Annotated in this window: 19 protein-coding genes; 4 read left to right on the top strand and 15 right to left on the bottom strand. The window is 66.3% G+C overall.

Annotated features, from left to right (window positions below; genetic code table 11):
• The first annotated feature begins 1 nt into the window (after position 1).
• The 3 genes from pufM (at position 2) to dxs (ending at position 4,194) form a co-directional block, all read left to right on the top strand.
• Positions 2 to 988 (top strand): photosynthetic reaction center subunit M, encoded by a 987-nt coding sequence (pufM, locus tag ACP159_RS09315; protein WP_425099404.1) that lies wholly within the window; start codon positions 2 to 4, stop codon positions 986 to 988.
• A 3-nt stretch (positions 989 to 991) separates the two neighbouring features.
• Positions 992 to 2,074, top strand: a complete 1,083-nt coding sequence (gene pufC, locus ACP159_RS09310; RefSeq protein ID WP_425099403.1) for a photosynthetic reaction center cytochrome PufC — start codon at positions 992 to 994, stop codon at positions 2,072 to 2,074.
• 188 nt (positions 2,075 to 2,262) lie between these two features.
• The gene (dxs, locus tag ACP159_RS09305; RefSeq protein WP_425099402.1) at positions 2,263 to 4,194 is read left to right on the top strand and encodes a 1-deoxy-D-xylulose-5-phosphate synthase; all 1,932 of its coding nucleotides are present in this window, start codon (positions 2,263 to 2,265) and stop codon (positions 4,192 to 4,194) included.
• 72 nt (positions 4,195 to 4,266) lie between these two features.
• Here the strand turns inward: dxs and ACP159_RS09300 are convergent, their stop codons facing one another.
• The 15 genes from ACP159_RS09300 to bchF form a co-directional block, all read right to left on the bottom strand.
• Complete coding sequence (locus ACP159_RS09300; RefSeq protein ID WP_425099401.1) at positions 4,267 to 4,710, bottom strand: c-type cytochrome; 444 nt, start codon at positions 4,708 to 4,710, stop codon at positions 4,267 to 4,269.
• Positions 4,711 to 4,763: 53 nt separating this feature from the next.
• The gene (gene hemA, locus ACP159_RS09295) at positions 4,764 to 5,978 is read right to left on the bottom strand and encodes a 5-aminolevulinate synthase (RefSeq protein WP_425099399.1); all 1,215 of its coding nucleotides are present in this window, start codon (positions 5,976 to 5,978) and stop codon (positions 4,764 to 4,766) included.
• Positions 5,968 to 6,786 carry a putative photosynthetic complex assembly protein PuhE gene (puhE, locus tag ACP159_RS09290; RefSeq protein ID WP_425099674.1) on the bottom strand — a complete coding sequence of 273 codons (819 nt, stop codon included), beginning with the start codon at positions 6,784 to 6,786 and terminating at the stop codon, positions 5,968 to 5,970. Before puhE ends, hemA begins: the two co-directional genes overlap by 11 nt.
• A 70-nt stretch (positions 6,787 to 6,856) precedes the next feature.
• Positions 6,857 to 7,981 carry a magnesium-protoporphyrin IX monomethyl ester (oxidative) cyclase gene (gene acsF, locus ACP159_RS09285; RefSeq protein ID WP_425099398.1) on the bottom strand — a complete coding sequence of 375 codons (1,125 nt, stop codon included), beginning with the start codon at positions 7,979 to 7,981 and terminating at the stop codon, positions 6,857 to 6,859.
• Entirely contained in the window at positions 7,978 to 8,274 is a 297-nt protein-coding gene (locus ACP159_RS09280; RefSeq protein WP_425099397.1) for a hypothetical protein, read from the bottom strand. The genes acsF and ACP159_RS09280 overlap by 4 nt, the downstream gene beginning before the upstream one ends.
• Positions 8,275 to 8,287: 13 nt before the next feature.
• The gene (gene puhC, locus ACP159_RS09275) at positions 8,288 to 8,746 is read right to left on the bottom strand and encodes a photosynthetic complex assembly protein PuhC (RefSeq protein WP_425099396.1); all 459 of its coding nucleotides are present in this window, start codon (positions 8,744 to 8,746) and stop codon (positions 8,288 to 8,290) included.
• Positions 8,747 to 8,759: 13 nt separating this feature from the next.
• The gene (gene puhB / locus ACP159_RS09270) at positions 8,760 to 9,386 is read right to left on the bottom strand and encodes a photosynthetic complex putative assembly protein PuhB (RefSeq protein WP_425099395.1); all 627 of its coding nucleotides are present in this window, start codon (positions 9,384 to 9,386) and stop codon (positions 8,760 to 8,762) included.
• A 22-nt stretch (positions 9,387 to 9,408) separates the two neighbouring features.
• A complete protein-coding gene (puhA, locus tag ACP159_RS09265; RefSeq protein WP_425099393.1) occupies positions 9,409 to 10,182 on the bottom strand; it encodes a photosynthetic reaction center subunit H in 774 nt (257 codons plus the stop codon).
• Positions 10,183 to 10,210: 28 nt separating this feature from the next.
• Positions 10,211 to 11,635 (bottom strand): PucC family protein, encoded by a 1,425-nt coding sequence (locus ACP159_RS09260; protein ID WP_425099392.1) that lies wholly within the window; start codon positions 11,633 to 11,635, stop codon positions 10,211 to 10,213.
• A complete protein-coding gene (gene bchM / locus ACP159_RS09255) occupies positions 11,632 to 12,303 on the bottom strand; it encodes a magnesium protoporphyrin IX methyltransferase (protein WP_425099391.1) in 672 nt (223 codons plus the stop codon). Before bchM ends, ACP159_RS09260 begins: the two co-directional genes overlap by 4 nt.
• 79 nt (positions 12,304 to 12,382) lie before the next feature.
• Positions 12,383 to 13,279, bottom strand: coding sequence for a ferredoxin:protochlorophyllide reductase (ATP-dependent) iron-sulfur ATP-binding protein (gene bchL / locus ACP159_RS09250; protein WP_425099390.1), 897 nt, complete (start codon positions 13,277 to 13,279; stop codon positions 12,383 to 12,385).
• Between the two features lie 28 nt (positions 13,280 to 13,307).
• Positions 13,308 to 16,865: a magnesium chelatase subunit H gene (locus tag ACP159_RS09245; protein ID WP_425099389.1), complete on the bottom strand. Its 3,558-nt coding sequence runs from the start codon at positions 16,863 to 16,865 to the stop codon at positions 13,308 to 13,310.
• On the bottom strand, positions 16,855 to 18,360 hold the full coding sequence (bchB, locus tag ACP159_RS09240) for a ferredoxin:protochlorophyllide reductase (ATP-dependent) subunit B (RefSeq protein ID WP_425099388.1): 1,506 nt from the start codon (positions 18,358 to 18,360) through the stop codon (positions 16,855 to 16,857). Before bchB ends, ACP159_RS09245 begins: the two co-directional genes overlap by 11 nt.
• Positions 18,357 to 19,634 carry a ferredoxin:protochlorophyllide reductase (ATP-dependent) subunit N gene (locus tag ACP159_RS09235; RefSeq protein ID WP_425099387.1) on the bottom strand — a complete coding sequence of 426 codons (1,278 nt, stop codon included), beginning with the start codon at positions 19,632 to 19,634 and terminating at the stop codon, positions 18,357 to 18,359. Before ACP159_RS09235 ends, bchB begins: the two co-directional genes overlap by 4 nt.
• A complete protein-coding gene (bchF, locus tag ACP159_RS09230) occupies positions 19,631 to 20,119 on the bottom strand; it encodes a 2-vinyl bacteriochlorophyllide hydratase (RefSeq protein WP_425099386.1) in 489 nt (162 codons plus the stop codon). The genes ACP159_RS09235 and bchF overlap by 4 nt, the downstream gene beginning before the upstream one ends.
• Positions 20,120 to 20,529: 410 nt before the next feature.
• Here bchF and ACP159_RS09225 point away from each other — a divergent pair, with 410 nt between their 5' ends.
• Positions 20,530 to 21,252, top strand: a complete 723-nt coding sequence (locus ACP159_RS09225; protein ID WP_425099385.1) for a cobalamin B12-binding domain-containing protein — start codon at positions 20,530 to 20,532, stop codon at positions 21,250 to 21,252.
• Positions 21,253 to 21,258 lie beyond the last annotated feature (6 nt).

Genomic DNA, 21,258 nt, shown 5'->3' with positions numbered 1-21,258 from the left:
CATGCCGAGCTATCAGAACATTTTCACGCAAGTGCAAGTTCAGGGTCCGCCCGAGTGGGGCATGGACAATGAAAACAACATGATGGACGAGCGCATCGGTGCGCCCTTCTACAGCCGCCTGATCGGCTGGGTGGGCAATGCGCAGCTGGGTCCGATCTACCTCGGCTGGACCGGGATGGTCAGCGCGGCGACCTTCATCCTGTGCCTGAACATCATCGGGCTCAACATGCTGGCGCAGGTCAACTGGTCCATTCCGGAGTTCCTGCGGCAGGGGTTCTGGCTGGCGCTGGAGCCGCCCAGCCCGGAGTACGGGCTCAAGATGCCGCCCTTGCAGGAAGGCGGCTGGTACATCATCGCCAGTTTCCTGCTGCTGGTCAGTGTCTGCACCTGGTGGCTCCGGACGTACCTGCTCGCCGAGCAGCACAAGATGGGCAAGCATGTCGCCTGGGCCTTTGCTTCCGCGATCTGGCTGTTCCTCGTGCTCGGCTTGTTCCGTCCGATCCTGATGGGATCGTGGTCGGAGGCGGTGCCCTACGGCATCTTCCCGCACCTCGACTGGACGACGGCATTCAGCATTCGCTACGGCAATCTCTACTACAACCCGTTCCACTGTCTCTCGATCGTCTTCCTCTATGGCTCGGTCCTGCTGTTCGCCATGCATGGGGCAACGATCCTCGCGGTGACGCGTTTCGGCGGCGACCGCGAACTCGAACAGATCGTCGACCGGGGCACGGCGAGTGAACGCGCGGCGCTGTTCTGGCGCTGGACCATGGGGTTCAACGCCACGATGGAGGGCATCCATCGCTGGGCCTGGTGGTTCGCCGTCCTGACGCCGATCACCGGCGGCATCGGAATCCTGCTGACCGGCACGGTGGTCGACAACTGGTTCATCTGGGCACAGGAGCATCACTTCGCACCGATGTATGACGGCTCTTATGGCTACGACAGCTTCGGCAGTTACGAAGCCTTCACCGGACAGGGGGACTAAGCCATGCTTCCCAAGTGGTTCAACCAATGGAACCGGGACAATCCGACCGATGTCGAACGTCCCGCCATAATCTTCGGCACCATCGGCGTGGCGGTGATCGCAGTCGTCGCGCTGGTGATGCTGGGGCAACCCTACCGGACGGAGAGCCTGCAAACCGGGCCGCGCGGCACCGGCATGATGGTGACGAAGTTCGCCGCCAGTGCAACGACGCCGGACCCGACCATTGCCGGCTTTCTGGAAAGCACCTCAGCGCCGGTCGTGCCGGCGGCGGGGGCGCAGCTGGCCGGGGATGCGCGGGAGACCGTGCCCGCCGGTCTCGAAGGGCTGACGGTGGAGAACTATGACCGCCTTCTGACCGCGATGCGGGCCTGGACCGGCATTCCCGATCTCTTCGAGAACCCGGACAGCTACCAGACCACCGTCGGCACCATCATGATCGGCATGACCCGGAACCTCAACGAGAACTGGGACGGCCATGTCAACGCCAACGGCGCGGCGGGTGTGACCTGTTACACCTGCCACCGCGGTGAGCCGGTGCCGAGCGACGTCTGGTTCGACGCCGCTCCGCTGAAGGCCGCGCAAGGCTGGGCGGCGACGCAGAACCATGTGACGCCGCTGACCTCCTACACCTCCCTGCCCACCGATGCGCTGCGCGCCTATCTGGTCGATTACGGCACCATCGCCGTGCATGACCTCGAAAGCCGGGTTGCCGGGGTGCCGGGGCAGGATGGCTATCCGGGCATCCAGAACGCCGAGCGGACCTATGCCCTGATGAACTACTTCGCCAACTCGCTGAACGTGAACTGCACTCTGTGTCACAACACGCGGGCCTTCTACGACGGCGGGCAGGTGACGCCTCAGTGGGCCACGGCCTCGCTTGGCATTGCCATGGTGCAGGAACTGAACAACGACTACCTCGTCTCGCTCGAAGGGCTGCTGCCTGCGGAAAGGATGGGTCCGATGGGCGATGGTCCGAAGGCCGCCTGTGCGACCTGCCACAAGGGCTATCAGCGCCCCTTGCAAGGGTTGAACGTGATCGCTGACTGGCCGGAACTCGCGACCAGCGGCGAGGTGCAGTACGAGTGATCCAGGCCCCGGGCGCTCCGCGTCCGGGGTTACGACCGTTTCGGAAAGCCGGTGCATTGCAAATACCCTGCCACGCCTGCGGCGTTCCCGGGACAGTTGCAATCCATCTCCGGTCTGATTCCCGAAACGTCTGACCGCGCCGACCGCGCATCCTGCCGTCGGCGCCAGTCGCCGAAGGGAGGCGCGCCATGGACAAGTCTTCACCACACACACCGCTTCTGGACCGGGTTTCCGCTCCGTCCGACCTGCGGCAGATGAGCGACCGCGATCTCGCCCGGCTTGCGGACGAGCTCAGGGCCGAGACCATCGACGCGGTCTCGCAGACTGGCGGCCATCTCGGCTCCGGGCTTGGCGTGGTCGAACTCAGCGTGGCGATCCACGCGGTGTTCAATACGCCGGTGGACAAGCTGATCTGGGACGTCGGGCACCAGTGTTACCCGCACAAGATCCTGACCGGACGCCGCGACCGCATCCGTACCTTGCGCCAGAAGGACGGGCTTTCCGGCTTCACCAAGCGCAGCGAGAGCCGGTTCGATCCGTTTGGCGCGGCACATTCCTCCACATCCATCAGCGCGGCGCTCGGTTTTGCCGTGGCGCGGGACATGGGGCATCCGGTGGGCGATGCCATCGCCGTCATTGGCGACGGCAGCATCAGCGCGGGCATGGCCTATGAGGCGCTGAACAATGCCGGGTCCGAGGGGCGGCGGCTGTTCGTGATCCTCAACGACAATGAGATGAGCATCGCACCGCCGGTGGGGGCGATGTCGCGTTACCTGAGCGGGCTTTATGCGGGCAAACCCTTTGCCGGGATGCAGGCGCTGGCCGAGGGGTTCGAGGCCGCCTTGCCACCCCCGATGCGTGACGGTGCCCGCCGCGCACGGCAGCTGGTGACGGGCATGACCGGCACCGGCACGCTGTTCGAGCAACTGGGCTTCGACTACATTGGCCCCATCGACGGCCACGACATGGCGCAGCTTCTGCCCGTGCTGCGCGCCGCGCGGGCGCGGGCGACAAGGCCTATCGTGATCCATTGTTGCACGGTGAAGGGCAAGGGCTATGCGCCGGCGGAGGGCAGTGCGGACCGGGGCCATGGCGTGGCGAAATTCGACGTGCTGACCGGCACGCAGGCGAAGAAGGCGGCGAGCGCACCCAGCTACACCTCCGTCTTCGGCAAGGCCCTGACCGAGGAGGCCGCCCGCGATCCCGACATCGTCGCCGTGACCGCCGCCATGCCTTCGGGGACCGGGGTCAACATCATGGCGGACCGCTTTCCCAACCGGGTGTTCGACGTGGGCATTGCCGAACAGCACGGTGTGACCTTTGCTGCCGGGATGGCGGCGGCGGGGCTCAAGCCGTTCTGCGCGATCTACTCGACCTTCCTGCAACGCGCTTATGATCAGGTGGTGCATGACGTCGCCTTGCAGGGGTTGCCCGTGCGCTTTGCCATCGACCGGGCGGGGCTTGTGGGTGCTGATGGGCCGACGCACGCGGGAGCCTTCGACATTGCCTATCTTGGCGCTTTGCCGGGCATGGTGGTCATGGCTGCGAGTGACGAGGCGGAGCTTGTCCACATGGTGGCCACCGCCGCCGCGCATGACGCCGGACCGATCGCCTTCCGCTATCCGCGTGGCGCGGGGACCGGCGTGGCGCTGCCCGAGCGCGGTCAGGTGCTCGACATCGGCAAGGGGCGCGTGGTGCAGGAAGGCGAGGACGTGGCGCTCCTGTGCTTTGGTGCGCATCTGGCTGAATGCAATGCCGCGGCGGCCCTGCTCGAAGCGGAGGGGCACAGCGTGACACTCGCCGATGCCCGCTTTGCCAAGCCGCTGGACAGCGACCTGATCCTTCGGCTGGCGCGAGGCCACGCGGCGCTGGTCACGGTGGAGCAGGGCTGTGCCGGTGGCTTTGGCGCGGCTGTCATGCACCTGCTGGCCAGACACGGGGTGTTCGACCGGGGCCTGGCCCTGCGTGCCGTGACGCTGCCGGATCGCTACATCCAGCAGGCCAGCCCGGACGAGATGTATGCCGATGCGGGTATGAGTGCCGCCGACATTGCTGCAACGGCCCGGGCCGCGCTGGGTGCCCGTGAAGGGCGCGTCGTGCCTTTTGCAGTCGGGCACTGAACCGGCGTCACAGAGCATGAAAAAAGGCCCGGCAAGCTCTCCCCTGCCGGGCCTTTCCGTTCTGTCACACCGTCAGTTGGTTGCCGGACCGACCGAGGCGAGGTAGGCCCAGATATCGGCCGCCGCTTCCTCGTTGTTCAGCTTGAACGTCATCTTGCCCCGTCCTGAGCTTTCGCCGGTGTACTCGCGCAGGAAGGCGGTGGCGTCCTTGACGTAGGTCTTGAAGTCGCCTTCGTTCCACATCAGGCCCTTCTCGCCCGCCGCGACCATCAGGTCGGAATAGCTGAAGCCTTCCATCGTGCCCGCCTGCCGTCCGACGACGCCATAGAGGTTCGGGCCGACCTTTCCGCCGCGCGCGATGGCGCCGTCCGGGCCCTCGATCATGTGGCAGGCCTTGCACTTGTTGAATTCCTTCTCGCCCTTGGCCGCGTCACCGGTTGGCGCATCCTGCGCCGCCAGCGGGGATGCGGCCAGCAGGGCAAGGGCCGCCAGAGTATTGAGTGCTTGCAGTTTCATGTCCGTCCTCCCGGAACTTGGTATTGCAAAGGTTGCGCGGCGCCGTTGCCGCGTCACGCTACGGCGTGAGATAGGGCGCATTGCTTCCAAAGCACTCCCAATGCCGTGATCAACCTGTCGATGTCCGCGTCGGAGTGCAGCGGACCGGGCGTAAAGCGCAGTCTTTCCGTACCCTTGGGCACCGTCGGGTAGTTGATCGGCTGGACATAAATTCCATGCTCGCGCATCAGGATGTCGGCGAGCATCCGGCACTTCACCGGATCCTTGATCATCACCGGCACGATGTGGCTGGGGTTGTCCATATGCGGAATGCCGCGCGCATCGAGCCCGGCTCGCAGGCGGGCGACCTGGCGGCGCTGGCGCATGCGCTCGATCTGCGATGTCTTGAGATGGGAAATGGCCGCCCGGGCGCCAGCGGCGACAGCCGGTGGAAGGGCGGTGGTGAAGATGAAACCGCTGGCAAAGCTGCGGATGAAATCGCACAGTGGCGCAGAGCCGGTGATGTACCCGCCCATGCAGCCATAGGCCTTGCCCAACGTGCCCTCGATCACGGTGATCCGGTCGGCCAATCCTTCCTGTTCGGAAATGCCGCCGCCGCGCGGACCGTAGAGGCCGACGGCGTGCACCTCGTCGAGGTAGGTCATGGCACCGTGTCTTTCCGCAACCTCGACGATCTCCGCCATGGGGCAGATGTCGCCGTCCATGGAGTAGACGGATTCAAAGGCCACGATCTTGGGCGCGTTGGCGGGCAGGGCGGAGAGCTTGCGGTCCAGATCCTCGGGATCGTTGTGTTTCCAGATCACCTTGTGGGCGCGGGAGTGGCGGATGCCTTCGATCATCGACGCATGATTGCCCGCGTCCGAGAGAATGACCGCGTCGGGCAGGCGGCCGCCCAGCGTCGAGAGCGCGGCCCAGTTGGAGACATAGCCAGAGGTGAACAGCAGCGCCGCCTCCTTGCCGTGCAGGTCGGCGAGTTCCGCCTCCAGTTCCACATGCTGCCGGGTGGTGCCGGAGATGTTTCGCGTGCCGCCCGCACCGGTGCCGCAGCTGTCGATGGCGTCCTTCATGGCCTGCCGCACCGCCGGGTGTTGGCCCATGCCGAGGTAGTCGTTGGAGCACCAGACGGTGACTTCGTCCGGGGCATCCGAGCCATGGCTGCGGGCCCGGGGGAAGGCGCCGCACTGGCGTTCGAGTTCGGCGAACACACGGTAATTGCCCTCGGACCTGAGGTTGTCCAGCTGTGCGGTGAATGTCGCGTCAAAGTCCATGGAATCCCTCCGGTCGTCTTCTGTTTCTCGTGGTTTGGTGTTTCGGCGCGGGCAGCATCCAGCGCCAGAGTTTGGCATCGGGCAGGGGCAGGACCATCACCCAATGTTCGAGCAGCGCCAGCGCGGTGATCGAGGCGACCAGGGCAAAGCCGATACGGGCCGCCGGATCGTCCGAGGTGGCGAGCCGGTCGAGCCAGCAGGCGGTGGCAAAGCTGAGCGCGGTGACGGAAACCGGGAACACCCAGTTCAGCGCGGCAATGCGGAAATGGCTGGCAAGGTGGCTCAGCGCGCGGGGCAGGAATTCGACATTGATCCGGGGTACGCCGAAATAGAGGTTCAGCTTGGCGGAAATGCGGGCGAAATAGAGGATCGTGAAGGTCCAGAGGCCGACCGTATTCAACGCGCCTGCGCCGTAGAGCCACATCAGGATCAGCACGGCGGTGAGCAGCATCTCGTGATAGGCGACGGTGCCCCAGGCCCGCAGGAACCGTTCCCATTCCGGCACGTCCTTCGGGCAGTCGTGGTGGTTCGGGCCGGTGATTGCGCCGGTCAGGAAGGACAGTTCGATCCAGCCCCAGACCGCCAGCGCCGAGGCGAAGGCGGCATAGGCGGCAGCGGTGCCGTGTGCGCTCAGTGAGGCTTCGTAGCCGAAGATTCCGGCGACCAGCAGCGGCAGGCCGCAGAGCGTCGTGATGCGCCGCCCGCGTGGGCCGAAACGGTCCGCCAGACGGACGACCATGAGGATCACCCCGGTGGAGAACCACCAGGCAAAGAGCGCGAGAAGCGCGGCGATCCACGGGCTGGCCATCATGCCGCCCGCCCGCAGTCCCGGGCCTGACCCGGGACCTCATGGCTTGACGATCCGGCGGGGCAGGGCATCAGTAGCACGGCTCCATCCGGGTGTTCGCGGGCACCCGGTGCTTCACCGCCGGGATTGTCAGGAGACCGGCAAAGGCGCTGGCCGCCCGGGCCCGCGCCGACAGACGCGCGGCCACAGCGGCAGGCCCGGTGCGCTCCATCGCGGCGGCCAGATCGGCGTTGGCCTTTTGCAACCGCTTCAGCCCCGGCATCCAGCGCGGGTGGTCGATGTCGAGGGTGATCGGGAAGATCTGCTTCGACAGTTCGGAGGTCTTGCGGAACACCTCCTGGCCGTACCAGTCCGTATCCACCCCGAGCGCCTCGTGGAAGGCGGGCCGCTGGTGATCGCGGACGTACATGGTGGCATAGACCGCCGTGAGGAAAAACTTGATCCAGTAGACATTGCCGCCCGCCGTCAGCTTCGGGTCGGTCTTCATCAGCAGGGCGAAGGCCTCGCCATGGCGGAACTCGTCGTTGCACCATTCCTCGAACCATTTGAAGATCGGGTGGAACCGATGGTCCGGGTTGGCCTGAAGATGGCGGAATATGGTGATGTAGCGGGCGTAACCGATCTTCTCCGACAGATAGGTGGCGTAGTAGATGAACTTCGGCCGGAAGTAGGTGTACTTCTTCTTCTGCGTCAGGAAGCCGAGGTTGACGGCAACACCCGCCTCACGCAGGGCGTCGTTGATGAACCCGGCGTGGCGGGCCTCGTCGCGGGCCATCAGCTGGAACAGCTGGGTGACATCCCGGTTTGCGCCGCGCCGCTTCATCTCCTTGTAGAGCACGCAGCCAGAGAATTCCGCGGTGCAGGAGGAAATCAGGAAGTCGATGAACTCCTTCCTGAGCTTCGACTCCATCCGGTCCCAGTCGACGTGATCCCAGTCCTCGTTCTTGCGAAAATGCCCCCTGTTCGGGTCGCTTTCCATCTCTGCAATCAGCGCGTCCCAGTCACCGCGCACGGAACTGACGTCGATGGCGTCGAGCTCGTCGAAATCGGTGGTGTAAAAGCGCGGCGTCAGCAGCGTGTTCTGCATCGCGACATTCGTGGCGAACTGACTGTCGAGTTTCGCCTGTTCTTCCTGGATCGCCAGCCCCTCTTCGACGGTGGTGGCATCGGCGGTGTGCTTGAGTGCCATGTTCATAGCGTGACCTCCTCCGAGAACGAGAATTCGCAGAGCTCCATGACCTCGAAATCGCCGGTGAGGCGGGTCCAGAGCCGTTCCAGTTTCGACGCCCGCACGATGATCGCCTCGCGGTCCTCGGTGACGATCTCGCCGAAGGGCGCCATGATCTCGGGGCCCTTGACCTGCACCTCGTCACCCGGCCAGATCACCGCGCCGTTGTTGAAGCGCAGATGCGCGTGCAGGCTTTCGAACCTGTGGGAAATCTCGACCGTGCAGGGTGCGCGTTCGATGTCCCGTGTCAGCCATCCCATGATTGTCTCCTCCCTACTGTGTCAGAAGCCGGGCAAAGGCCCGGGCGTTGTCCTTGCCGAACCCCATGAGGTCGGCGCTCCAGCCGGTGCTGGGGTCGTGAATGGAAAGCCGTCCGCCCGCGTCCCGGCGCAGGATCACCGATCCGTCCGCTGCGGCGCGGGCCTTGATGCGCTCGCGCAGGATGACGCGCCAGACGCCAGAGACGAAGCCGCCCTCTTCCGGGGTCAGGTCGGCAATCAGGTCTCCGTTCGCCGCGCGCACGGTTGCGGCGCCGGACAGGTCGCCGGAGAGCCGGAGCTCCCGCTCGGCCACCACCGGATCGTCCGGTGGCGTGGCGATCAGCGGGCGGTCCGTCAGCCGCGCCAGCGAGACCAGCACCAGCACCGTCAGCATCAGCGCCCCGACCGCGCGCACGAGGGTGCGGGGGATCATTTCCTTGTCGGGCAGGTGGCTTTGTGTCTGGCTGGTCATGGCTCTCTCCCGGTTATTCGGCGGCCAGCGCGGTGGCGGTGCGGGCGACCTGTGGCGTGCTCACCCGGGCCTCCGCAGCGTCGGAGAGGATTTGCGCGACCCGGGCGGCATCCGGAATGCAGCGCAGCGCAGGCTCCGTGCGGCGCATGTGCCAAGGCCGGACGTGCGGCCAGCAGACCAGGTAGGAGAGGCGGGTCTCGCCCATCAGGTCGAACGCAATCGTCCCGGTGCCATCCGCGCGCAGGTCCAGCTCTGCATTGCGGATCTGGCTGAACGGCAGGTTCAGCGTGACCGTCAGCGCCGCCCCGATGCGCATCGCCACGCGGCGGTTGGTGAGGGTGTAGACCGTCGCCCGCGCCTGCACGAAGCCGACGAGGGTAAGCAGCGCGCAGACCGCGCCACCGAGGATCAGGAACGGGCTTGCGGCGGCAAGGGCCGCCCCGAAGGGCAGCGCATCGGCCACCGCGCCAAAGCGCCAGAGCGCCAGCACGGCAAAGTATCCCATGACCCAGGGCAGGCTCAGTGCCTGTTTCGACAGAGCCCAGGCGTCCGGGCGGCCCTGCCAGAGGATGTGCTCCCCCTCGGGCGGGCGCTCCGGCAGGCCGCGGACCGGCTCGGTGGCGAAATCGTCGTGGTTCATGGTCTCTCCCCCCTTTGCGCGGTCAGCCGAGCTGCGGCTCCAGACGCGCCTCGCTGGCGTAGAGCAGACCGCCCGCGTAGTAGCCGGCGATCTTGTCCTCCTCGAGCAGCGTCACCTGATGCGGCGAGGCATGGCGCGGCACGCCGTTGAAATGCTTGCCGAAGATCGCCTTGATCTTCACCCGGTCCGCCTTGATCTTCGCCATCGGCAGCGGCACCAGCCGCGTGCCTGTGCCATGGGCGGCGTCGAGCTTGATCTCCAGGTAACGCACCAGCTGCTCCGGCTCGTCGATCCACATATCGCTGATGGTTCCGACGATGGTCCCATCCCCGGCCTGAACCGGCAGGCCGCGCGGGTCGCGTCCGGCGGAAACGGTGAATTGCGTGTTGCCCGCCATCGGCACGATCTTCGGATGACCCTTGCCGTCGAGTTCCGGCATGTCGCGCCGCGCCGCCCAGGAGGCGGGGCCGACGCCGTCGGCCATCGGATCGCCGGTCGGCGTGAACGGGAAGCCGCCGCCCGCCGGATCGCGCGACAGGGCGAGGTTCGCCCGTTCCGGGTTCTGACCGGACGGCACGGTGACAACGCCGCGCCCGTAGGGCAGGCGGAAGGTCTTGTCGTCAGGCAACGGGAACATGCCCTGATTGCCCGCCGGATTGCCATGATCGTCTTCGAGCGGATAGCCTTCGCGCATGTTCTCGCGCTGAATGTAGAAGATCAGCAGGGCGAAGAAGATCCAGAACAACCAGAGCGCCACGCTGGCAAGATCGACCTGTGCAAAGAATGTCTGTGTCATGGGGTGGTCTCCTCTCAGGGACGGTCTGTCATGTTGGGAAATCGGCCAGCCCGAGTCGCTGCGGCGCGCCGCGCGGCATCCTGCGCCGGGTCAGCGGGCCGAGCAGAACGAGGGTCAGGAACAAGAGGCCGATTTCGAGGTGGTAGACGAAGGAATAGCCGGTGGCGGGGGTGGCGAGCGCCGCACCCCAGTCGCCGGACCGGGTCAGGACGTTGACGCCGTCACGCAGCCCGCCGCCAAGCGCGACGGCAAGGCCTGCGGCGGTGGCCTGCGCCGCACCCCAGGCGCCAAGGGCAAGGCCGCTGCCGGTGCTCTGGCTGGGAAGGGTCATGGCCGCGATCAGGGTGGAGACGGCGAAGAGCCCGCCGCCGAACCCGATCAGCGTGGCCCCGGCGTAGAAGATCGGTGCCGCCTGCATCGGGGCCGCGAAGATCACCGTGGAAAACGCCGCGACGCCGGCAAGGACGCCATAAGCGGCGAGGCGCATGGGGTCCTGCCCCTTGCCGAGCAGCCGTCCGGCCAAGGCAAATCCGGTCAGTGCCCCGGTGGCCCAGAGCGCGGTGAGCAGCGTGGTGGCACCAACCGAAAGCCCGAGGATCTCGCCGCCGTAGGGTTCGAGCAACACATCCTGCATGTTGAACGCCATGGTCCCGACAAAGGCCACGGCGAGCAGCCGTCCCGCCTGTCCGCCTTGCATCAGGTCGCGCCATGCGTCGCGGAAGCGCGGGCGCGGGGTCTCGCGCTCCTCGCGGCTCATCGGACGTAGCGCCTCCTGTTTCCACAGGGCGATCAGGTTCAGCGCGATCCCGGCGACGGCGGCCCCCTGAACCACGCGGATCAGGCGGATCTCGGAAAAGTCCCGCAGCAGCCAGCCGATGATGACAGAGGACAGCCCCATGCCAAGGAGCAGCATGACATAGAGCAGCGCCACGACGCGCGGGCGGGTGTCGTCGTCGGCCCGGTCGGAGGCAAGCGCCAGACCGGCGGTCTGGGTCATGTGCAGGCCGAGGCCGGTCATGAGGAACGCCAGCGCGGCAAGGACCTCGCCCGCCCAAGCGGGGCCGACGGTCTGCTGGCCGCTCAGCACGATCAGCGCGAAGGGCATCACCGCCAGCCCGCCCATCTGCCAGAGCGACCCGAACCATAGGTAGGGAATGCGCTTCCAGCCGAGCGCGCTGCGGTGGGTGTCGGAGCGGAAGCCCAGCAAGGCCCGGAACGGTGCGATCAGCACCGGCAAGGCGATCATCAGGGCCACGACGATGGCGGGCACGGACAGCTCGACGATCATCACGCGGTTCAGTGTGCCAAGCAGCATGACGCTCGCCATGCCGACGGAGACCTGAAACAGCGACAGCCGCAGCAGCTGGCCGAGCGGCAGGCCCTCGCTGGCCGCATCGGCAAACGGCAGGTAGCGCGTGGCCAACTGGCGGATATGACGGCGGCCGAGGATCATGGCCGCAGCTCCAGCGCCTGGGAGATGTAGAATCCGGAGGTCACGCGGTCCAGCGCGGTCAGCGTGCCCCGGCCCTGCAAGGCGCGGGCCAGCGGTGCATGGGCGTGCGGGACCATGACCGGCGAGCGGTCCGAACGCGGGAACAGCTTGCCGACGCGCCACATGGCCATCAGCAGCGGCGTGCGCGGGGCGAGGGTGAAGACGACCGCGTGGCGGGTGCGGTCCTGAAGCCGGTGCAGGGCGTCGGCGAGATCGGGGCGCGTGTAATAGATCAGGCTGTCCATGGCGATGGTGAAATCGACGGGGCCGATGTCCGCGTGCAGCATGTCCCCGGCGCGGAAGGTCACCCGCCCCGACAGGTGCCCGGGTAGCCGCGCCTGCGCGATGTCGATCAACCGGGGCGAGACGTCGACGCCGACCACCTCCGCGCCCCGCGCCGCCAGGTCGGCGCTGAGTTGTCCGGTGCCGCAGCCCGCGTCCAGAACCCGCATGCCGTGCAGATCCTGCGGCAGGCGTGAGATCAGCTGCGCCCGCATCGCATCGCGTCCGCGCCGCACGGTCTCGCGGATGCGGCTCACCGGCGCGTCGCTGGTCAGCCGCTCCCAGGTGCGATGGGCGGTCTGATCGAAGTAGGTCTCGACCCGGGCGAGGGTGCGGGCGTAGGTCAATCCTGCCTCCTGACCTGATGGGCGGTGAGGTCCCGGGTCAAGCCCGGGACTGCGGCGAGATATCGTGACAGCCTGCTCATCAATCGAACCCCAGCAGCTCGAAGATGTCGCGGTCTTCCATCGGGGCGGGGGCCAGCGGATCGGTTCCGGCAAGCAGCGTTTGCGCCAGCCGCAGGTATTCCGCCCGGCAGGCGAGGATGTCTTCGTCCCCGTCCATCTCGAACAGCGTCTTCTTCTTCAAGCGCGAGCGGCGGATCGCGTCGACGTCCGGCATATGCGCGATGCGCTTGAAGCCGACCTTGGCGCAGTAGCGGTCCACCTCGTCGGTGTCCTTCGAGCGATTGGCGACGCAACCCGCCAGCCGTACCTTGTAATTGGCGGACTTGGCCTGAACGGCGGCGATGATCCGGTTCATCGCGTAGATGCTGTCGAAATCGTTGGCGGTGACGATCACCGCCCGGTCGGCATGTTGCAGCGGCGCGGCGAAGCCGCCGCAGACCACATCGCCCAGCACGTCGAAGATCACCACGTCGGTGTCTTCCAGCAGGTGATGCTGTTTCAAAAGCTTGACCGTCTGGCCAACCACATAGCCGCCACAGCCGGTGCCCGCAGGCGGGCCGCCCGCCTCGACACAGCGCACCCCTCCCCAGCCTTCCGTGACATAGTCCTCGGGGCGCAGTTCCTCGGGGTGGAAATCGACCTCCTTGAGGATGTCGATCACCGTGGGTTGCAGCCGCCCGGTCAGGGTGAAGGTGCTGTCGTGCTTCGGATCGCAGCCGATCTGCAGCACCCGCTTGCCCATCTTGGCAAAGGCGGCGGAGAGGTTGGAGGAGGTGGTCGACTTGCCGATGCCACCCTTGCCATAGACGGAGAACACCTTGGCGCCCTCGATCTTCAGCGCAGCGTCCTGATGCACCTGGACAGAGCCTTCGCCATCCTGTCCGCGCAGTTGTGGGATGTCGTCTCTGGGGCTCATGCCGGGCCTGTCCTTTCGGTGTTGCGTGTCATTCGCCGACTCCTTCGAGCCGGTCTTCGATGTCCATCGCGGCGTTTTGCAGCGCCGCGAGGGTGTCTGCGTCCGGGGCCCAATAGGCGCGGGCGGAGGCTTCGATGAGGCGGTTCGCCATGCGCAGGGAGGCGGCGGGATTGAGTTTCGAGATCCGCTCGCGCATCGCCGGGTCGAGCACAAAGGTCTCCGACAGCCGTTGATAAACCCAGGGCTGCACCTGTCCGGTGGTGGCGGACCAGCCGAGTGTATTGGTCACATGGCTCTCGATCTGCCGCACGCCCTCGGCACCGTGGCGCAGGAGCGCCTCGTGGAACTTCGGGTTGAGCGAGCGGGAGCGGGTTTCCAGCGCCACCTGATCGGACAAGGTGCGCACCTTGCCGGTGCCGCGCGTGGTGTCGGAGATGTAGACCGCCGCCTCCTGCCCGCGCCGGGCGCGGCGCACGGCCCGGGAAATCCCGCCAAGCGTGTCGAAGTAATGGTCGACGGTGGTGACACCGAGTTCCACGGACTCGAGGTTCTGATACGCGAGGTCCACCGTGGTCAGCGCCTGTTGCAGCAGGTCCGCCTGCTGCACGGGCTTGCCGTTCGTGCCGTAGGCAAAGCTCTTGCGGGCCTGATAGGCGTCCGCGAGTTCGTCCTCTTCGCCAAACACCGAGGCATCCACCATCTGGTTGACGTTGGAGCCGTAGGCGCCCTCGGCATTGGAGAAGACGCGCAGCGCGGCTGTGTCGAGATCGCAGCCGATGGCCTCGGCATGTGCGAGCGCATGGGCGCGGATGTGGTTGAGGTGCAAAGGCTCGTCCGCACGGGCGGCTTGCAGCGCGGCGTCCGCGAGCAGCTTCGTTTGCAGCGGCAGCAGGTCACGGAAGATGCCCGAGAGGGTCATGATGACGTCGATCCGGGGGCGGCCGAGGTCCTTGAGCGGCACAAGGTCGGCGCCGCTCAGCCGTCCGAAATTGTCGAAACGCGGTTTCGCCCCGATCAGGGCAAGGGCCTGCGCGATGGCGCAGCCGTCGGACTTGATGTTGTCGGACCCCCAGAGCACAAGCGCCACGCTGCGCGGCAGGGTCCTGTGGGTGTCGAGCAGCAGTTGCGCCTGTTTCGCGCCTTCACGGCAGGCAAAGGCGGAGGGCATGCGGAACGGGTCGAAGGCATGGATGTTGCGCCCGGTGGGCAGGATGTCGGGCGAGCGGATCAGGTCGCCGCCGGGGACGGGCGGGGTGAAGCGGCCTTCGAGGGCCCGCATCAGGGCCGGGAGTTCGTTGTCCTGTTGCAGCAGGCGGTCGGCGTCGGCGCGCTGGCCTTCGGGCAGAAGGTCCAGCAGACCGGCGCGGGCGGCATCGCTCATGCGCTGGCCGACGATGTGCAGCCCGTCAGGGATCAGCGCGTCCTCGGTTTCCAGAAGGCGCAGCCAGAGCGCGTCCGGGGCGTGACCGCCAAGGTCAACCGCCTCGGCCTGTTCCGCGATCAGGGTTTCCAGTTCCGGGCGCTCCGGCGCGTCAAGGGGCATCGCCCGCCAGCGGGTCAGGCTGTCCTTGAGTTCCAGAAGGCCGCGATACAGCCCCGCCGAAGCCAGCGGCGGCGTCAGGTGCGAGACCGTCACCGCGCCGCTGCGCCGCTTGGCCAGCGTCGCCTCGGAGGGGTTGTTTGCCGCGTAGAGGTAGACGTTCGGCAGATCGCCGATCAGCCGGTCGGGCCAGCAATCCGGGCCGGGGCCGGTCTGCTTTCCGGGCATGAATTCCAGCGCGCCGTGCATGCCGAAATGCAGCAGCACATCGGCGCGGAAGGTCTGACGCAGATAAAGATAGAACTGTGTGAAGGCATGGGTCGGGGCAAAGCTGCCCTCGAAAAGCAGGCGCATCGGATCGCCCTCGTAGCCGAAAGCGGGCTGCAACCCGACGAAGACCTTGCCGAACCGGGCTCCAAGGACAAACACGCTTCGCCCGTCCGACTGGACCTTGCCCGGGGCCGGTCCCCATTGCGCCTCGACCTCGCGCAGCCACGGGGTTTGCGCCACAATGGTGTCGCTGTCCACCCGGGCGGCGACGTTGGCCTCCTGCCCGTAACGTTCGGCATTGCCCTTGAGCACGGCCTCGCGCAGCGCCTCGACGCTCTCGGGCGGGGTCAGATCGTAGCCGCGGGCGGCCATGGTGTGAAGAGTGTTGTAGAGCGACTGGAACACGTCGAGATAGGCCGCCGTTCCCGCCGCGCCCGCGTTCGGCGGAAAGCCGAAGATCACGATGCCGACCCGGCGCTCGGCGACCTGCGAGCGGCGCAAAGCCACCTGCCGGACCACGCGATCCGCCAGCGCCGCGATGCGGTCGGGGCAGGGGGCCATGGCCCTCGGCTGCTCCCCGGCGGTGCAGCGATGCGCGCAGCCCGTGCAGCTATCCTCGCCATGCCGCCCGGCAAAGACCATGGGATTGGTCGCGCCATCGAGTTCCGGCAGGGCGATGAGCATGGTCGTCTCGATCGGCCCGAGACCCTGCGGCGAGGCGGCCCATTGGCCCAGCGTCTGGAACTCCAGCGGATGCGCGGCGATGTAGGGAATGTCGAGGTCCTTCAGAACCCCGATGGCGGCGGCGTTGTCGTTGTAGGCCGGACCGCCGACGAGGGAAAAACCGGTGAGGGACACCAGCGCGTCGATCTTCGTCCCGGTTTCGTCCCGGAAGAACCCGTCAATCGCCGGCCGGCCGTCGAGCCCCCCGGCAAAGGCGGGCAGCACCCGCAGCCCCCTTGCCTCCAGCGTCCGGATGACGGCGTCATAATGCGCGGTGTCGCCGGAGAGGACATAGCTGCGCATCATCAGAAGGCCCACGGTGCCTGTGTCGACGGTTTGCGGCAGGTCGCGGGGATCGGTGGTGATCCGCTCCGGCAGGTCCGGGTGATACAGGCCGCAGTCCGGATATTTCTGCGGCGCCGCTGCCGCGATGCCACGCCATTCCGGTCGGCGGCAGTAGCGCGAGATCAGGAAACGGACCATCGCCTCGATGTTGTCGTCCGACGCGCCGAGCCAGTATTGCATGGTCAGGAACCACGCGCGCAGGTCCTGCGCCTTGCCCGGGATCAGCTTGAGAATCTTCGGCAGTCGGCGCAGCATCCGCATCTTGCGCGCGCCGTTCTCGACCGAGGGTTTGCCGGAGCCGCGCAGGGTCTTGAGGAACCGCATCGTGCTGCTTTCGGGCGCGGCCATGTCGAGCGTGCCCATGCGGGTCAGCCTGACGATCTGCGTATCGGCGATGATGCCCGCCATGGCATCGCAGTGATCGCGGCGTGCGGCGAGGGCGGGCAGGATGGCGCGGATATGCTCCTCGAGGAACAACAGGCTGGTCACGACGATGTCGCCCTGTGCGATCTCTGCCTTGGCGCGTTCCAGTTGCTCGGGACACTCGCCCCATTCGGCGGCGGCGAGAAGCGTCAGCTCCAGCCCCGGAAACTCGGCGGCCAGGCGCGTGGCGACTCGGGCACATGGGCCGCAGGCGTGCGAATCCAGCGTCAGGATGACGATGCGATAGGGCGCGGGGCCTCGGGATATGAAGCCGTCATCGCGCATAATGAGCCTTCGCTTCGTAAAGCGTGTCGACGCCGATCTCCCGCAGGCCTCGGTCCGTGGCATAGGTCTCGGTGTTGCGCCGCGCCTTGCCCCGGACGAAAAACGGCACCTTGCGCAACTCGCGCTCCGCCTCGTCGAGCCAGATGACCTCGGCAGAGACAGGCGGAGCCTGTTCCAGGAGGGCGGCGTGGCTGCCGTGATGGCTCGGCCCGGCGGCGTCGTGAAACTCGAAGTCCTCGCGGAACATGGCGAGGAGATGCTCCTCCAGCCCCATCACCAGCGGATGCACCCAGGTGTCGAAGATCACGTTGGCACCCTCGATTCCCATCTGGGGCGAGTAGCGGGCGGGGAAGTCCTGTACATGCACCGGCGCGCTGATCACGGCGCAGGGGATGCCGAGGCGCTTGCCGATGTGACGCTCCATCTGCGTGCCGAGGATCAGTTCGGGGGCGAGGTCCGCGATGCGTGTCTCGACGTCGAGATAATCGTCGGTGACAAGCGCCTCGACGCCGTAATCCCGGGCCAGGGCCCGCACGGGGCGCGCCATCTCGCGGTTGTAGCAGCCAAGGCCGACAACCTCGAAGCCCATCTCGTCCCGGGCGATGCGGGCGGCGGCGCAGACATGCGTGCCATCGCCGAACAGGAAGACGCGCTTGCCGGTGAGGTAGGTGCTGTCGACGGAGGCGGAATACCACGGCAGGCGCAGACGGCCCGTGTCGAGATGCGGCGGGACGCCGGTCAGTGACGCGATCTCCTCGACGAAATCCCGGGTCGCGCCGACGCCGATCGGCACGGTCCTGGTGAACGGCAGGCCGAGTTCCCGCTCCATCCAGCGGCAGGCGCTCTCTCCGGTTTCCGGGTACATCAGTACATTGACCCAGGCCGCCCCCAGCCGGGCGATGTCCGAGGGACGGGCGCCGTAGGGAGCGGTCACGGTGACGTCGATCCCCATGTCGGTCAGCAGGGCGGTCAATTCGGTGATGTCGTCGCGGTGGCGAAAGCCGAGCGCGGTCGGCCCGATCAGGTTGCAGGAGGGACGCGCCGTCCGGTCGCAGGGGCGGGCCAGCGTTCGGACGATCTGAAAGAAGGTCTCGTCGGCACCGAAGTTTTCCTTGCGCTGGTAGCTCGGCAGTTCCAGCCCGATCACCGGCACCGGAAGGCCCATCGCCTCGGCAATGCCTCCGGGGTCGTCCTGGATCAGTTCGGCGGTGCAGGACGCACCGACGATCAGCGCTTCGGGCTGGAAACGGTCGTAGGCTTCGAGACAGGCAGTCTTGAACAGTTGCGCGGTGTCGGAGCCGAGGTCGCGCGCCTGAAAGGTGGTGTAGGTGACGGGCGGGCGGTGGTTGCGCCGCTCGATCATGGTAAACAGAAGGTCCGCGTAGGTGTCGCCCTGGGGCGCGTGCAGGACGTAATGCAGTCCTTTCATGGCGGTGGCGACGCGCATGGCACCCACATGCGGTGGCCCTTCGTATGTCCAGACCGACAGCTTCATTCCGCCGCCTCCAGACGCAGGGCTGCCTTGCGGCGGAGCGGACGGGCGAAGAGCGCGGCGAGGTCCCCGGCCTGTTCGTAGAAATGCACGGGCGAGAACACCAGTTCGATGGACCACTTGCTGCGCAGGCCCTCGGCTTCCAGCGGGTTGGCAAGGCCAAGGCCGCAAACCGTCAGATCGGGCATCAGGCGCCGGCAGCGGTCCAGCTGGCGCTCCACGTCCTGGCCTTCGGAAAGCACCGTGTCCGCAGGCAGAAGGGCCAGATCGGGACCGAGGATGCCGCGATGCAGGTAGGGCGTGCCAACTTCCAGGGCAGTCATGCCGCACTCGCGGGTGAGGAAGCGAGCCAGCGGGATCTCCAGCTGGCTGTCAGGGAAAAAGAAGACCGACTTGCCGTTGAGCGTCTCTGCCGCCTTTGCCACCGCGCGGCGGGCGCGGTCTCGCGGGGCAGCGGTCACGGCGTCGAGACGCGCGGCACTGATCCCGAAGGCGTCGGCAATCGCCTTGAGCCAGAGAGTCGTGCCCTCCGTTCCGAACGGCAGGGGGGCCGGGATGTGTGTCGCACCCCGTCGTTCGAGGGCCGCATGGGTGGCCCCGAGGAAAGGCTGGGTCAGGGCAAACAGGGTATTCGGCCCGACCGCCAGTTCGCTCGCGCTTCGGGGGGCGGGCAGGACATGCACGGGTCCGATGCCGAGATCGGCCAGCAGGCCGCGCATCTGGTCCTCCGCCACGTCCGGTAGCGCCCCGGCGACGATCAACTGCCGCGCGTCGGTTTCGGGCAGGACCGGCACCATGGCCGCAAGGCAGGCATCCTCGCCTTCGGTAAAGGTGGTCTCGATGCCCGAACCCGAGTAGCTGAGCACCCGGACGTGCGGTGCGTGACGGGCGGTCAGGCGCTCGGCGGCGCGGGAGAGGTCGAGCTTTATGACCTCGGACGGGCAGCTGCCGACAAGGAAGATCTGCCGGATGTCGGCGCGACGGGCCAGCAACCGAGCGACTTCGCGGTCGAGTTCCTCGTGCAGATCGGCCATGCCCGCCAGATCCGATTCTTCGAGAATCGCCGTGCCGAAGCGCGGTTCGGCGAAAATCATCACTCCGGCAGCGCTTTGCAGAAGGTGGGCGCAGGTGCGGCTGCCAACCACGAGGAAGAAGGCGTCCTGCATCTTGCGGTGCAGCCAGAGGATGCCTGTCAGCCCGCAGAAGACCTCGTGCTGGCCGCGCTCCCGCAGGATCGGCTGACCCGCGCAGCCGGACATGGGGGCGGCGGCGGTCATGTCTCGGCCACGGCCTGCAACCGCGCCATGCGCAGCTTGAGCAGGAATTGCCCGGCGTTGATGACGTAGGCGAGATAAGCCGTCAGGGCCAGCGCCATCAACGCGCCGGGTGCAAGACTTGCGGTGACGAGAGCCCACACGTATGCCGTGTGAAGTGCGATGACCGCGAAGCTGAACACATCTTCCCAGAAGAAGGCTGGCGCGAACAGGTACTGGCCGAAAACCACCTTTTCCCAGATCGCGCCAGTGACCATGATGAGCAACAGAAACGCGGTCTTGACCAGGATCGACAGCGTGGCCGCATCATACCCCAGACCCGTGGTCAGGTAGCGCAGGACAAGCCCCAGAGACACCAGGAACACCGCAAATTGCAGCGGTGCGAGGACGCCCTGGACCAGGGTCCACACGGTGGCATCGCGGCGGGCGCGTTGGTCTTCCGTATAGAGCCTGAAACCGGGTTGAGACTGGGTTGCAGCGGGCATCATGAGCCCCTCGCATTCGCTGTGTATACCGGAAATGCTAAGGCGCGGCTCGCTGAACTGTCAACTATAATTTACACTTTGACCGTCAGGGGTGTCAGCTTCTTCATGTTGTCCTTGCGGCCGCGTGAGCCGCCTCGGAAAAGCATGATTGAATTAATGCTTCTATTTCAAAATTCTTTGTGAACGACATCATGGCGTTGCGACATACTCTTGACTTTGAATGTCAATAAAAATTGACATTGGTCCATGGTGGGCGCAGGCTGGACGGATCGAGCCGGTCAGCTATCTGGTCCAAGCAAGGACCGCATCCATCGCGTCCGAGGGAGGGGAGCATGGAGATGTCTACGCGACCACTATCAAACACCAATGGGCGGGGTCGGGATTTGTCCCTTCGGCTGTTGGTGGAGTCTGCCGTGCGGAAAGTTGCGTCTGACCGCAACCGCCAGCAGCCCCGTACACGGGACGAATGGATCGGGCGGCTCTGTGATGCGCTGGTCTCGGAATCCGAGACGTCGCACCAGTCCGTCATCAGCGCCATGGTTTCCAATGGCATCCGTCAGGACGATATCCTGCAATCCTACATCCCGGAAGCGGCGCAGCGTCTTGGTGAATTCTGGCTCAACGATAGCGCGAGTTTTGTCGGCGTCACCGTCGGTGCTGCGCGGCTGCAACGTCTGTACCGCGATCATGCCGGGATCGGCGGGCAGGGATGGCCGACGCGCTCCATTCCGCTGGGGCAGTCGGCGCTCATGATCGTGCCCAGTTTCGAGACCCATTCCCTCGGCGGCTTTGCTGCGGCGGATCAGCTTCGGCGGCACGGGGTCTGGGTCCATATGGCCATCGGCCTCAACGCGCAAGAGTTGCGCGCGGCGATCCATGCCGCACCGTTTTCGATGATCGGACTGTCGATCGCGACAGCCGAGTCGCTGGACAAGGCGTCGGAACTGATCGCCGCTTTGAGGGAAACGATCGAGGTTCTACCGCCCATCGTCGTCGGTGGCCGGATCGTCAGCGTTGCAAATAATGTTGCGCAGCGGTGCGGAGCGGACTATGCCGTCACGACGGCGCGTGAGGCAGTTTCCTATTGCGGTCTTGCAACCCTTTCAACTCGGGTGGGTTCTCCTGAGATCTGCTAGGGAACC

Origin of the sequence: Tropicibacter sp. S64 (assembly GCF_049803835.1) — a bacterium.
GTDB lineage: Bacteria > Pseudomonadota > Alphaproteobacteria > Rhodobacterales > Rhodobacteraceae > Pacificoceanicola.
Note: the sequence above shows the minus strand (reverse complement) of the source record. Positions and strands in the feature narration are given on the sequence as shown.

Bases quoted from the DNA above. Each gene is read 5' to 3' on its own strand.
- pufM (WP_425099404.1), top strand. From the start codon at position 2: ATGCCGAGCTATCAGAACATTTTCACGCAAGTGCAAGTTCAGGGTCCG.
- pufC (WP_425099403.1), top strand. From the start codon at position 992: ATGCTTCCCAAGTGGTTCAACCAATGGAACCGGGACAATCCGACCGAT.
- dxs (WP_425099402.1), top strand. From the start codon at position 2,263: ATGGACAAGTCTTCACCACACACACCGCTTCTGGACCGGGTTTCCGCT.
- ACP159_RS09300 (WP_425099401.1), bottom strand. From the start codon at position 4,710: ATGAAACTGCAAGCACTCAATACTCTGGCGGCCCTTGCCCTGCTGGCC.
- hemA (WP_425099399.1), bottom strand. From the start codon at position 5,978: ATGGACTTTGACGCGACATTCACCGCACAGCTGGACAACCTCAGGTCC.
- puhE (WP_425099674.1), bottom strand. From the start codon at position 6,786: ATGGCCAGCCCGTGGATCGCCGCGCTTCTCGCGCTCTTTGCCTGGTGG.
- acsF (WP_425099398.1), bottom strand. From the start codon at position 7,981: ATGAACATGGCACTCAAGCACACCGCCGATGCCACCACCGTCGAAGAG.
- ACP159_RS09280 (WP_425099397.1), bottom strand. From the start codon at position 8,274: ATGGGATGGCTGACACGGGACATCGAACGCGCACCCTGCACGGTCGAG.
- puhC (WP_425099396.1), bottom strand. From the start codon at position 8,746: ATGACCAGCCAGACACAAAGCCACCTGCCCGACAAGGAAATGATCCCC.
- puhB (WP_425099395.1), bottom strand. From the start codon at position 9,386: ATGAACCACGACGATTTCGCCACCGAGCCGGTCCGCGGCCTGCCGGAG.
- puhA (WP_425099393.1), bottom strand. From the start codon at position 10,182: ATGACACAGACATTCTTTGCACAGGTCGATCTTGCCAGCGTGGCGCTC.
- ACP159_RS09260 (WP_425099392.1), bottom strand. From the start codon at position 11,635: ATGATCCTCGGCCGCCGTCATATCCGCCAGTTGGCCACGCGCTACCTG.
- bchL (WP_425099390.1), bottom strand. From the start codon at position 13,279: ATGAGCCCCAGAGACGACATCCCACAACTGCGCGGACAGGATGGCGAA.
- ACP159_RS09245 (WP_425099389.1), bottom strand. From the start codon at position 16,865: ATGCGCGATGACGGCTTCATATCCCGAGGCCCCGCGCCCTATCGCATC.
- bchB (WP_425099388.1), bottom strand. From the start codon at position 18,360: ATGAAGCTGTCGGTCTGGACATACGAAGGGCCACCGCATGTGGGTGCC.
- ACP159_RS09235 (WP_425099387.1), bottom strand. From the start codon at position 19,634: ATGACCGCCGCCGCCCCCATGTCCGGCTGCGCGGGTCAGCCGATCCTG.
- bchF (WP_425099386.1), bottom strand. From the start codon at position 20,119: ATGATGCCCGCTGCAACCCAGTCTCAACCCGGTTTCAGGCTCTATACG.